Annotated in this window: 12 protein-coding genes; 8 read left to right on the top strand and 4 right to left on the bottom strand. The window is 49.0% G+C overall.

Annotated elements, in window-relative coordinates:
• Positions 1-65: 65 nt before the first annotated feature.
• Together AC2215_RS10830 and AC2215_RS10825 are read right to left on the bottom strand one after the other, a co-directional pair.
• On the bottom strand, positions 66-1,370 hold the full coding sequence (locus AC2215_RS10830; protein WP_486810007.1) for a photosystem II assembly protein: 1,305 nt from the start codon (positions 1,368-1,370) through the stop codon (positions 66-68).
• Complete coding sequence (locus tag AC2215_RS10825) at positions 1,363-2,460, bottom strand: SPL family radical SAM protein (RefSeq protein ID WP_486810006.1); 1,098 nt, start codon at positions 2,458-2,460, stop codon at positions 1,363-1,365. The genes AC2215_RS10830 and AC2215_RS10825 overlap by 8 nt, the downstream gene beginning before the upstream one ends.
• A 500-nt stretch (positions 2,461-2,960) precedes the next feature.
• Between AC2215_RS10825 and AC2215_RS10820 the strand changes: the two genes are divergently transcribed.
• The 3 genes from AC2215_RS10820 (at position 2,961) to AC2215_RS10810 (ending at position 4,751) form a co-directional block, all read left to right on the top strand.
• Positions 2,961-3,533: a hypothetical protein gene (locus AC2215_RS10820; RefSeq protein ID WP_486810005.1), complete on the top strand. Its 573-nt coding sequence runs from the start codon at positions 2,961-2,963 to the stop codon at positions 3,531-3,533.
• A complete protein-coding gene (locus tag AC2215_RS10815) occupies positions 3,508-3,933 on the top strand; it encodes a class I SAM-dependent methyltransferase (protein WP_486810004.1) in 426 nt (141 codons plus the stop codon). The genes AC2215_RS10820 and AC2215_RS10815 overlap by 26 nt, the downstream gene beginning before the upstream one ends.
• Before the next feature lie 119 nt (positions 3,934-4,052).
• The gene (locus tag AC2215_RS10810) at positions 4,053-4,751 is read left to right on the top strand and encodes an HAD family hydrolase (RefSeq protein ID WP_486810003.1); all 699 of its coding nucleotides are present in this window, start codon (positions 4,053-4,055) and stop codon (positions 4,749-4,751) included.
• A 152-nt stretch (positions 4,752-4,903) separates the two neighbouring features.
• Here the strand turns inward: AC2215_RS10810 and AC2215_RS10805 are convergent, their stop codons facing one another.
• Positions 4,904-5,515, bottom strand: a complete 612-nt coding sequence (locus tag AC2215_RS10805; protein WP_486810002.1) for a CPP1-like family protein — start codon at positions 5,513-5,515, stop codon at positions 4,904-4,906.
• A 356-nt stretch (positions 5,516-5,871) separates the two neighbouring features.
• On the opposite strand from AC2215_RS10805, the gene AC2215_RS10800 reads away from it, so the two are divergent.
• Positions 5,872-6,024, top strand: a complete 153-nt coding sequence (locus tag AC2215_RS10800; RefSeq protein WP_486810001.1) for a ribbon-helix-helix protein, CopG family — start codon at positions 5,872-5,874, stop codon at positions 6,022-6,024.
• Positions 6,025-6,120: 96 nt separating this feature from the next.
• Here AC2215_RS10800 and AC2215_RS10795 read toward each other — a convergent pair whose 3' ends face one another.
• Positions 6,121-7,341: a DUF790 family protein gene (locus AC2215_RS10795; protein ID WP_486810000.1), complete on the bottom strand. Its 1,221-nt coding sequence runs from the start codon at positions 7,339-7,341 to the stop codon at positions 6,121-6,123.
• A 432-nt stretch (positions 7,342-7,773) separates the two neighbouring features.
• Between AC2215_RS10795 and AC2215_RS10790 the strand changes: the two genes are divergently transcribed.
• The 4 genes from AC2215_RS10790 (at position 7,774) to AC2215_RS10775 (ending at position 11,885) form a co-directional block, all read left to right on the top strand.
• On the top strand, positions 7,774-8,052 hold the full coding sequence (locus AC2215_RS10790) for an HU family DNA-binding protein (RefSeq protein ID WP_486809999.1): 279 nt from the start codon (positions 7,774-7,776) through the stop codon (positions 8,050-8,052).
• Between the two features lie 277 nt (positions 8,053-8,329).
• Positions 8,330-9,445, top strand: a complete 1,116-nt coding sequence (locus AC2215_RS10785) for an alpha-hydroxy acid oxidase (protein WP_486809998.1) — start codon at positions 8,330-8,332, stop codon at positions 9,443-9,445.
• 403 nt (positions 9,446-9,848) lie between these two features.
• Positions 9,849-10,130, top strand: a complete 282-nt coding sequence (locus AC2215_RS10780) for a DUF4278 domain-containing protein (protein ID WP_486809997.1) — start codon at positions 9,849-9,851, stop codon at positions 10,128-10,130.
• Positions 10,131-10,160: 30 nt separating this feature from the next.
• Positions 10,161-11,885, top strand: a complete 1,725-nt coding sequence (locus tag AC2215_RS10775) for an ABC-ATPase domain-containing protein (RefSeq protein WP_486809996.1) — start codon at positions 10,161-10,163, stop codon at positions 11,883-11,885.
• Positions 11,886-11,965 lie beyond the last annotated feature (80 nt).

The raw sequence follows: 11,965 nt of genomic DNA, 5'->3' as shown, positions 1-11,965 counted from the left end.
TCGATCGCCCTTTGAGAGACAGGCAACTCAATTTTAAAATCCATCGTAACTCATCTCGAATTTGACTATCGTTTGGCAAGAATTACGTAATCGTCAATGGCATAATGAAAATCAAAATTAGATTGAATATACTTACGATGAAGAGCACTCATCGATTTATAGGGCGATAAATTTTCTCGGGCAAATTTGCCAAACTCTTTGCGGTTATAGATTCGTTGACCGGTCGAACTTAGATACTTATACCACTCCAGTTGTAACCCCATCTCTCCGAGAAATATTTCAATTAGATTTTTTTCGTGAAATCCTTTTTCGTGGGGATAGCGGTTGTAAAAGCTATGCAGCTTATATCCTTGAATGACAAGCAATACATAACCCGTGGATTTGAGACATTTTGAGAAAATATGCCGATAGGTGCGATGGGAGCGAATTCGGCGCTCTCGATCGGCAAAAAAACAGTGAGAAATGACAATAAAGTCAAAAAATTTTTTGGGAATTTGATAGGTTCGACGCTCGTATTCAAAAAGGTCTAGGGTATTAAACTGAAAGTAAGCGTTAATGGGAGTGGGTTGAGTTTCAATATAACGCCGCCAAAACTGAAGACCGCGATATTGAAGCGCCGATTGCTTTTCAATAGAAGAATAAGAAATATGTAGGGGAGGTAAAGCCACAAAATCACGACAACTTTGTAAGAGTAAAGCAAGTCCGTAGGTCACCGTTCCCGGTCCTGCCGCAACATCAAGAATATTGAGACTAGAGGGTATTAAATTGTTTTTATAAAGCAGAAACCACGATAAGTAAGAGCAATAAATATTCTCCAAAAAATATCGCATTAAGTAGATGTGAGGCGTGAGTCTTAGATCGTAGTTCGGATCGACACCTTGCTTCAAGCCTTCAATATCATTTAATGCCTCTTGCAAGGCAGATTTGCGAATTTTGGGAGAAACTTTTTCAATTTCTGACTCTAAAAAAATCGCTAGCTCGTCTTCAAGATGATAGAATTCGCGCGCGTGGATGCCAGTACATTGAATTAAGCTTTCATCGAGATACTTAATATTAAATTCTCGTTCGATAAAATCAATAAAGTCTCGATCGAGGGGGAGCATGGACGAACCATAGGAACTTTTCTCGAGCACCGTGAGAAGGGGTTCGGTCTTGATGACTTTTTTTCTGAGTTTGGCAGTTTGTAGCTTTTGCTCTTGTAGGGATTCTTCCAGTTGAATTTTTTCTTGAAATAACTGCTCGCAGCAAGACAAACTTTTTCCCGATTTTTCGATCGACTTCAGGAGTTGTTTGGCTTTGAGATCGTTTCCTTGCCGAATTGCTGTTTTAAACTGATGAGATCGCCACCACCGCTCCAATAAATTAATCATAACCAAACCCCTGAGGCCCTTCTGTAATTTCTAAATTTGGAAGTGCGAGTTCTAGCTTATCTTTAAAATCCTGATAACTTTTCTCTTCGTTTTCGTACCACCAACGATACTTTTGCTTTAACTCGATGGCTTGCTTTCGGGTACTCGCAACTAGAAGCTGACCTCGAGTCTGATGAAATGGCTGGATGATAATCCGATCGACAAAACTCAGGGTTTTAATAAAATCTAATTCCTGTTCGGGAAACGTGGGTAGAAGTGGCGTGATTGTTATCGAAAGTTTGGGGATGTATCCTGTGTTGCGATCGATATTCGCTCGAATCTTCCGAACTGCATTTAATCGTGCTTTGATACTCGGCGATCTGGGTTCAAAATCTTTACGAATGGCTTCGCTTCCCGTGGGAATACTCATATTAATTCGCAAAGCCTGTAATCGCTGTAACAGATCGATATCTCGAACGATAGTGGGACTGCGCGTTTGAATGACAAGAATTGTTCGGTATTCCACCATCACCTCTAACAACTGGCGCGTGAGTTCCACCTTGGATTCGATCGGCTGATAGGGATCGGTGACGGTACTCATATAAATTCGAGGTTCTCGATGGGGGTTTTTTCGATACCAGCTCTCTAACTCTTTCTTTAACAGTTCGGCGGCATTTTCTTTGATAATGACCCAGTTTCCCCAATCTTGACGCATTCGAGTATTAGGACTGAAAGCAGCAGCATAGCAATAGCTACAGCCGTATTGACAGCCTCGGTAGGGGTTGAGGGTAAAGTCGTAGGCACTGATATATCCAGTCGCTTTCGTCAGCAGTGACTGTGCCGATTTGGCATACACTTTTGCCGTGCCAAACTTTTTATCTCGAACGCGGAAAATAGTGGGTGTACCGTCACAATACCCCTCGTAATATTGCTTTGCCATTTGGTTGTGAACAGCGATCGCGCCTGATTGTGCTCCCTTTTTCGGTTCTAACTCAGTTCGATCGCGATCGGCAACACATCCCAAAAGGCACCACAATATTGAGAAACTATAGAAATCTTCGGCTACACCCCGATAGACTTGCGATCGAGCTTTGATTTTAGCGATCGCCAAGGGAAATAGATTCTGTCGGATACGTTAGACTTAAATTAAACTCTGTGAATTAGGCTTTCAATTCCACGCACACATCTGTCGTAACGCATCTTCCTAGAGCATCCTTTAAAAAATAATTTTAACGTCCTTAAAGTTGATAGAAATTCTCATCGTTCAGGTAAGCTAAAAGTGCCAACCGTTGCGGATTTTTGCTCAACTACTTTCGAATACGCTGCACTTATTGGTAGTTTTCTGTTCCGAGTTGTTTCTCGTACATCGCATCGAGATTATTGGATATCTCGTCTTCTCTAATTTTTTCTTGCCATGACTTGGTCAAAATATAATGTACCTCATTATGCAAGTTGCGACTTTTCATAACATTCTATCTTAATCTTTCAAAAAAGACCGATTGGGATTTGTAATAATTTTCAACAGTAAACATGAAAATCATATCCTTGACAAATACGAGCCTATTGACGATGAGTTTTCTCTGGGGGCTTACGGTTTCTCCAGTCGAGTCGATGCAACGCGATATCCGGGCACAAAAAAATTACCCGGTGCAAGAGGCTATGCGCCAAGAAATTGAGAATATTCTTGGTTTAGCAGGATTGAATAAAATTGAAATGCTACCGTTTTACGCCCTAGATTTAAAAGAATATCGTCAATCGCAACAGAATCAACAGATTGCCCCATTTTTAGGATACTGGGTCCGGGAATGGGAAATCTTTCCACCTTATTCCTCCCTGAGTATTTTTTCGTCAGAACTGGAGAATCATCTTTGTATTATCGAAGAAGTCTACGATTACGGAGAATATTATGATTTAGAGCGACAAGTGAGATCGGCTCGATTTGAGTTGGTTTCGATCGAAGGAGAACGGGCGATCGGGTCTACATTTGTACTCGATCGGAATTTAATTTCCCTCGAAACGAATCCCCTGGGGGAAGAAAAAATTGAATTTTTAGGAATTGTCAATTCTCAAACGAATGAATTTGAAGGGCTTTATACCTCTTCAAGTATTTCAGTGTACGAACCGTTCAACTTGGAAATACAACGACAATTTGAAGCGAATGGTTGTCTCGATTCTCGATCGTAACCTTTCCTTTCGACGACCGGCATTACGCTCTTCGAGGTACCCTATTATCCTTCCAACGTCCGCCAAATTACCACTGGCGCACAAGCGAATTCAAGCGTCTTCCATCGAAGTCGAATATTGCATTCTCAATGGAGAGTCCCTGCTGATGGCGGATGATACCTTCGATCGCGTCGTCAGTACCTGGACGCTGTGGAGTATTGCCAAAGTCGATCGGGCGATCGAAGAAATCCGTCGCGTCCTCAAACTGGGAGATCGATTGTTCTTTCTCGAACATCGTGCCAGCAACGCTGTCAGCGTTCGCGTCTGGCCAAATTCCCTCACCCCTATCCAAAAAATGATTGCCGACAGCTGCCATCTGAACCGCAATATTCAATTTCTGGTGGCGGGAACTGTATACTGATTTGAGATTTTTGGCATCGAGACTATGTATAAAACCGCACTCAATCTAAATTTCTTTGAGATTATTTAAGATTTCTGTTATAAAAATTAACAAGGCGAATGCAAGAGGAACGCGATCGAATGCTCAGACTCATTACCGACTTCGACGGTCCAATCATGGACGTCTCCGAACGGTATTATCAGGTATATCAGTTCTGTCTCGAGCAAACTCGCCACCGGAATCGCTCGGTACGTTGCCTATCGAAATCGGAATTTTGGCAGCTCAAACGAGCGCGAGTTCCCGAACGGCAAATCGGAATTTTGTCGGGTTTAGATGCCGATCGCGCGGTCGAATTTGCCAAGTTGCGAGGACGCACGGTACATACTGCCCCCTACCTGCATCACGACACCCCCATTCCTGGGGCCGTTGAAGCCCTCGATCGCATCAAACAAGAAGGGATCGACTTGGTAGTCATGACTCTGCGGCGTACCCGAGAACTCGACGAAGCTCTCGATCGCTGTAATCTCGGATGGTTGTTCGCCGCCAACCGACGATACTGCCTGGGTAACGATTACACCAAAACCGGCGATGTCAGAGATAAGCCGATGTTGATGACTCAAGCACTCAAAGAGTTACCCCCAGTGACGCATACCTGGATGGTTGGCGACACGGAAGCGGATTTGGTGGCCGCAAAAACCCACGGTATCAAGTCTATTGGCGTACTTTCGGGAATTCGCGATCGCGAGCGCCTCGAAGCCTACGCACCCGATCGCATTGTCAAGAACCTTGCCGATGCCGTGGAATCCATTTTTGCTGAAGCCGTTCAACCAGTTCGCTGATTGTTTCTTCGACTCTTTCCACCCAATAGTATCGATAGGACTCACCCACCTGCGAACCGAAAAATACAGATGTAGCGCGTGACCGGCTTCACCTGCTTTCAATCTCCCCTTGGCGCGAGTCCTATTTACAGATCCCTGAGGTCAAATCGCTTTTATTTCAAAAAGCTTGCAGTCAGCCACAGGAGGAAAAACGTAATCCAGGCCGTTAGCGTGTTCACCGCCACTTGAATCCCCAGTTGGGGAGCGATCGCCGTTGCTAAGGCTCCCCCGGCCAGCAAACCGACGACGAGTGTTACGACCGTCAGCAGCAGCGCTCGACCGAAGCGATTTTCCTTGCGGTTGAGAAAATAAAGGCTCGACCCCACGCCTAATGCCAAAGCAACGGGAGCGAAGTTCGCACTAATGCTCAAAGCACTTAAGACGAATAAGATACCGGCCGGCCAGAGAATATCGGCTTGGCTGGGGGTATCGAGGAGACTTTGCAACCAGGCTGGCGTTCGATTAACTGGTGTTGAAGTCTTATTGGGTGGAGCTTCTGGCGTGAGGCGTTCGGGAAATCGAATGCGTTCGGGAACTTTGATTTTTCCTTCCTGACGCATCCGCAAGCGCTCCATCAAAAGCGCATCGTAGGCCATTTCTATTTTTTCTAAAACTTGCCGATCGCCTGCATTCTCTTCAAGTAGACGACTGCGTGCGGCTTGGATTTCATCAAAGGAAGAATCCTCACTGACCCCAAGCTGTTCGTAGGGACTTCGATCGCTCATTATTCGGATACTTAGCCTAGATTTCTTTCTAGCTTAACTCGAACCCTCATATTTTAGTCTTCAAACATCCTTCTCGACACCAAGTCTTTATCCCGGGGATGGCTTCTGTCTGGACGCGAGATTGACGGGGAAGCCGATCCCAAACCCTGACGGGATAAGTATTTCGATTCGACGAACTCTATCCCCCGCACCCCAATCTAGAAAATCCGAGATTCTCCGGCAAAAACGGGCAAAAAGACGAACCATCTGAGTTATAATCTGGTGGTACATCGGAGTCTGCAAGTACAATGTACTAAGTATATCTCAACAAAACTTTATGTTTGGCTCTTGAAAGTCGTAGTACGTTGTTGATACCCATGACCAGAACGAAGCCCCCCTCAAACAAAGTTCTCACCATTCGCCTACCTGCAAGCGAGTTGGAGCGTCTAGAAAGCTACTGCATCGAACGAGGTCGAACGAAAACCGATGTTGTGCGAGAAATGATTCGTCGATTGAGGGTGAGTCGTTAACTCTTCCAATCTGTAGGAAGCGCCTGAAAAGATTGAGGTGACTTTGCTGCGAGTCTTTTCTTGGCGAGATCTACTCGCTCTAAACCTGTTGCCACCCTACGATCGCTCTAAAATTTCCAGCACCGCTTTAGGCTGTAACTTTTCTTTAAACCAGACCGCCGAAGCCGGAATGTCAGCGACGCGCACCCCAGCTTTATCCAGATTTAGCCGTTCGGAAATAGCCAGAATCAGGTTATCGCATCCCGAGCGTCGCACCCGATCGAATTTCTTTTTCAAATAGTCCGGTCGCCAGTAGCCGACAATTTCGAGTAAGAAATCTCTTCCATCCGGGTGAACCAAACGAAAATCGGGAATCATCACCGTACCGGGGAGGGGGATTAAATCCACTTCCCGCTCTAGCACCCATTCAGACTTCAATTTCGCCCATCGCTTGGCAAAAGACTCTTCGAGCATACTATCGTAGGGTTTGCCGGGGGGATAGTGGGTGACCAAACCGCAATCGGAGTTGAGGCTAAAACGACCCTGCTTCCACTTGCCGGTATAGGAGTCGCGGTTTTGCAAGGTGGCTTTGAGACTCCACTTAGTGACGTGAAGTAACGCCGGTAACAGTTTTGCGATCGCCAGTCCGTAGCGCGTACTGGGTTTAAACAAACTCGTGGGACCGTCGATGGTAATCGTAAAGCCAAAATCCGCATCCCCTTCGATATAGGCCATCAACCCAAACAATTTCAGATAGCGAAACAACAGCTTGTACTGTCCCGGAACGTTCCGGTGGGCGTTGATGGTAATATGGCTGGCGCGGTAAAAAATCCCCTGAACCTGGGAAAGATTGTAGAGGTGTAGCAGTGCATCGGGTTCGGGGGGGTCAAACTGGGTGAGGATGCGATTTTCGAGCAAGTCGGCATAGAGTCCGCGACGTACGCTCTCCACAGAGACTTCCCGACTGCTTTGACGACTCAGTTCGTCGGCAACCCGATCTAAGATCGTTGGGGTTTTTTGGGGACTGGGAGTCGAGGCGGCCGCTAGGGAAAAAACTCGCTGGCGCAAGGCTGGGGGGTCGAGAGGACTGACAATTTCGATGGTGCAAAACTTATTTTTGAGAATGTGCGCCAATCCCCGCTTGACGCGATAGTCGGGACTGTCACCTTCAAATTCGAGTAACTTGCCGTCGAGTTCCCCTTGAGGAATGCCAACTGCTTTCTCGAACAATCCGATCGCATCCCCAGCCACGCGACGGTTTCCCAGATCGATTGCCAAACGCTTGGGAATCAATTCTTCCCCGCTATAGCGGTGACTCAATAAATCCGTAGGTAACACGCTTTTGGCTCGTTGGGTGTAGAGTTTGGGGAAATTTGGGGCGATCGCATCATGACTTGAGAGCGATCGTTGTTATTGTAACGTCAGGGGGAAGTTTATACAGCGTTCGGCGAGGGTGGGGTTTGGGTATCGGCGGGTTTACTGACAAAAGTCGCACCGGCGCGATCGCGCAGCAAGTACACCTGCTAAGATATCGGGGCAAACAAAATGACCGATTCCTGGGTTCTGAGCCCCAACAAACCAGCATCGATTGCCATTAAACTCTCGATGTTTTTGGGGCACGGGTCAAAGCGACGGGATTGCCAAACGGTAAAAATGTCTTGCTCTCGAATCCTCAAACAACGGGATTTGATTTTCCCAACCGTTTGCATTCCTTCGATCGCGCTTTGTCGCTAAATATCCCGCTCTCTTGAGACTTACTTTTTTAGACTTATGAACAAAACAGAATTAGTAACAGCGCTTGCGGTGCGAGCTGGTGTCACGAAAAAGGAAGCCGACGTCGTGCTGAGTGCGATTGTAGACGTAATTATGGATACCGTTGCCAATGACGAAAAAGTCGTCCTGATCGGCTTTGGTTCCTTTGAAGCCCGAGAACGCAGCGCGCGAACCGGACGAAATCCAGCAACGGGAGAACCCCTAGAAATTCCAGCGACGAAAGTGCCCGTTTTTAGTCCGGGTAAAGCCTTTAAACAAAAAGTAAGCGAGAGTTAACAGCTTACAGAGCCTGCCAGTCAACTCTTTGAAATCAGATAAGAGTCCCTCGTTAGGGTGGAGAAAGAGAAGCGATCTTTCTCCCCCTGCTCCCAACGGTCGGCGTTCTCTTGCTCGTTCGGCGTTCCCTTGCCTCTGTCGCCGACGCGGGGTCCGACTGCTGCCCACGGTCACTTGTGCCCTAACCACAGTAGCAACTGCTTTATCCCTCCTCGCAGGCCGTCGAAGCCGCATCGCGCGAGCTTGGGAACAGCCACCTCAACGCCCCACATCGATCGTGAACTTACCAATCGACCTCTTTGAGTACGAAACTCTAGCATCTCAATCGCTTTCGCCGATGGCACTCGATTACTATGCCAGTGGTGCCGGGGAAGAACTCACCCTCAGAAGCAATCGCACTGCCTTTGAGGCAACCGAGCTGCGACCTCGGGTTTTAGTCGATGTCAGTCGCCGGGATTTAACGACTCGGGTACTCGATCGAGATTGGGCAATGCCTGTGGCGATCGCGCCGATGGCCTTTCAATGTTTGGCAAATCCCCTCGGAGAACTGGCAACGGCGAAAGCTGCGGCCCGATTCGGCACGGCCATGGTGCTGAGTACCCTCTCAACTCAAAGTCTGGAAGATGTGGCGATCGCCTCCAGAAGCGTTACACCCTCCCCAGAAGCCTCGATACCCAATTTTGGGTCTCCGTTGTGGTTTCAGTTGTACGTCCACCGCGATCGCACTCTCACCGAGCGTTTAGTGGAACGCGCCCAGGAGGCTGGATATGAAGCATTGTGCGTCACCGTCGATGCACCAATACTGGGAACGCGCAAACGCGATCGTCGTTGGGAGTTTTGTTTGCCTGAGGGCATGACTTTAGCCAATCTCGTGACCCTGTCGGATTTATCGATTTCCCACACCGAAGGGGAATCGGGTTTATTTGCTTATTTTGCCGAACAGCTCGATCCGAGCCTGACTTGGTCCGATTTGGAATGGTTGCGATCGCTGACCTCCCTGCCGGTGGTTGTGAAAGGAATTTTACGCGGTGACGATGCCAAACGCGCTCTCGATTGTGGGGTTCGCGGAATCGTCGTGTCCAATCACGGGGGGCGGCAACTTGATGGGGCGATCGCTTCTCTCGATGCGTTGCCTGAAGTGGTGGATGCCGTGGGGGATGAGGTGGATGTCCTCGTTGATGGTGGCATTCGTCAGGGAACCGACGTTCTCAAAGCCCTGGCACTGGGGGCAAAGGCGGTGTTGCTGGGACGACCGATTTTGTGGGGATTGGCAGTGGATGGTGAAGCCGGTGCAGGTCGCGTTTTGGAACTGTTGCGAGCGGAACTGGATGTGGCAATGGCTTTGAGCGGCTGTCCGTCGTTGGCACAGATCGATCGTAGCTTGGTGCGGTAGCAGCGCGATCGGATTGCGAGAACGACAGCCGTTGTCGCGCGTTAGAGACCCCGAGTCAAAATTGGGTGGGATGAATACAGCGATCGACTCCAGTTTCAGGGTTGGTCATCGCTCAAGAGTGAAATTCGAGAATCTATACGCATTTTTTGACATTATTAAAAACTGAGGCAAATCGATTGTCAGGGAACCCTTACTATCATATTCCTCTTCAACGAACAATCGCCTCCAAACCTTTACCCAGATAGGCTTTGGCTTTCATTCAAAAAATTAATCAATACTTTATACTTCAGGGTCAATATATGTAACAATGTATACAGAAATTACTAGGGTGCGGCAAATTTAGTGCAGGCGTACCGAACAGAATGCCTTGACCTGCGACCCTTGCATCGAATTGTTTCCAGCAATGCACAAAATCCAACTCAGTTATCGCGGCGTTCCCTACACTCGAAATCCATCTCGCGTTGCCCCCGCCACTCGCCGTCTCGGAAAATATCGCGGTCGTCAATGGAGCACGCAGCCTCTCGATGAAGAATTTGTCGTCGCATCTACGGCCCCCCTCAAATATCGCGGCGTTGAATATTTTGGTGCCGTCCGACCTTACGCGCTCAGCGGTCTGCTCGATCGTCCTTGGGTTGAAGATGCTGCTGTAGATGACTTGTGGTTGGTGCCATCCACTTCAGGCTAACATCATCCCCAGACCTTTCGTGCAGATGCCATGACCAGAGAACGAACTACCCCCCTAGAAACCCTGCACCGCCAACTTCTCCAACTGGATGGTCGCGGATACAAAGCCTACAAAGACATTCAAGGACGTTACGATTGTTCGGAGTTTACCCTCATTATCGACTACGTCCAAGGCGATCCCTTTGCTTCGCCGAGTAAATTTCGGATTCTCTTACCCCAATCCGTGGCAGGTTTTCCTAGCGCGCTCTATCGCAGTCGCAGTCGCGAAATCGCCCTGCGCGACTATCTCACCCGTCAGTTCTCGCAATGGTGCAACCGCATCAGCGAGCGTCGTGGCACCGGCAAAAGCGGGTTAATCTCCACCTGTCGGATGGGACAAGAGGTCTTAGAGCGCACTTCGGCATTTGTGGGGGACGATCGTGTCGAAATGCGATTTGTTATCGGTCTTCCCGCTCAGGGACGGCGGATTTTGGGACGGCAGGCGGCACAGATGCTGTGCGAGGATATTCCCCAAATTGTCGAAGGCGCGCTCTACTATAACAACTTGGATGCTGAGGAGATCGAGCGTCACGTCGAAACCGTCGAAGATGCCGATTGGCTGCGCGATCGACTCTCCGAGCGAGGTTTGGTGGCATTTGTCGCCGATGGATCGATTTTACCCCGCCAGAGTGGGGTCGATCCCCGTCCCCTCCAAGATCGCGCCGTCCCCTTTGAATCTCCTCCATCGTTGCGTGTCGAATTTGACTGTCCCAACCGAGGCAAAATTACCGGCATGGGAATTCCCACCGGCGTGACGCCGATTGTCGGGGGAGGTTACCACGGCAAGTCCACCTTGCTCGGTGCGATCGAACTGGGGATTTACAATCGGATTCCCGGAGATGGTCGGGAGTTTGTGGTGACACAGCCGGATGCGGTGAAAATTCGCGCTGAAGACGGTCGGCAGATTGCCGGGGTCGATATTTCCTTATTCATCAATAACTTGCCCCAAGGTCGTTCGACGCAGCAGTTTTCGACGGCGAATGCCAGCGGTAGTACCTCCCAAGCCGCGAATATTATCGAAGCTTTGGAGATGGGGGCGAAAGTGTTGCTGGTGGATGAAGATACGGCCGCAACCAATTTTATGATTCGCGATCGCCGGATGCAAGCCTTGATTGCCAAAGAAAAAGAGCCGATTACGCCGTTTATCGATCGCGTCCGGCAACTGGCAAGCGATCGCGGTGTCTCCACCATCCTCGTTATGGGGGGGAGTGGAGATTACTTCGATGTCGCCGACACCGTCATCGGTCTGGAAGATTTTCGACCGCGAGAACTGACCCAAGAAGCCAAAGCCATTGCCCAACAATACGCCACGGGACGTACGGAGGAAGGCAGCAAGGACTTAGGAGAAATTACTCCTCGCGTTCCCCTCCCCGACAGTTTAGACCCCCGTCGGGGCAAGCGTTCGGTGAAGTGGCAAGTTCGAGATGTGGATGCGATCGCCTTCGGAACCGAAGACATCGATTTATCTGCGGTGGAACAATTGGTGGATGTGGCTCAACTGCGGGGGATTGCCGAAGCGATGGTCTACGCCAAACACCACTATATGGACGGACGGCGATCGCTGCGGGAGATTATCGATGGGGTAATGGCCGATATTGAGGCGGGGGGTCTCGGAGCGATCGCCCCCTTCCCCAGCGGAGATTTGGCAATGTTCCGTCCCTTTGAACTCGCCGCCGCCATCGATCGCCTCCGAACTCTCCAAATCGCCTCCCATTGAGCTGGAGATATTGCGGTGCGCTTTTTGTCATCATAGGAGTCGCCATTCGCTGTTATGACACATCAGCAACCCAGAACATC

This window comes from Zarconia sp. (assembly GCF_057467645.1).
This window is presented reverse-complemented; position numbering and strand designations above follow the sequence as displayed.

Bases quoted from the DNA above. Each gene is read 5' to 3' on its own strand.
- AC2215_RS10790 (WP_486809999.1), top strand. From the start codon at position 7,774: ATGAACAAAACAGAATTAGTAACAGCGCTTGCGGTGCGAGCTGGTGTC.
- AC2215_RS10780 (WP_486809997.1), top strand. From the start codon at position 9,849: ATGCACAAAATCCAACTCAGTTATCGCGGCGTTCCCTACACTCGAAAT.
- AC2215_RS10775 (WP_486809996.1), top strand. From the start codon at position 10,161: ATGACCAGAGAACGAACTACCCCCCTAGAAACCCTGCACCGCCAACTT.
- AC2215_RS10815 (WP_486810004.1), top strand. From the start codon at position 3,508: ATGGTTGTCTCGATTCTCGATCGTAACCTTTCCTTTCGACGACCGGCA.
- AC2215_RS10820 (WP_486810005.1), top strand. From the start codon at position 2,961: ATGCAACGCGATATCCGGGCACAAAAAAATTACCCGGTGCAAGAGGCT.
- AC2215_RS10830 (WP_486810007.1), bottom strand. From the start codon at position 1,370: ATGATTAATTTATTGGAGCGGTGGTGGCGATCTCATCAGTTTAAAACA.
- AC2215_RS10800 (WP_486810001.1), top strand. From the start codon at position 5,872: ATGACCAGAACGAAGCCCCCCTCAAACAAAGTTCTCACCATTCGCCTA.
- AC2215_RS10810 (WP_486810003.1), top strand. From the start codon at position 4,053: ATGCTCAGACTCATTACCGACTTCGACGGTCCAATCATGGACGTCTCC.
- AC2215_RS10805 (WP_486810002.1), bottom strand. From the start codon at position 5,515: ATGAGCGATCGAAGTCCCTACGAACAGCTTGGGGTCAGTGAGGATTCT.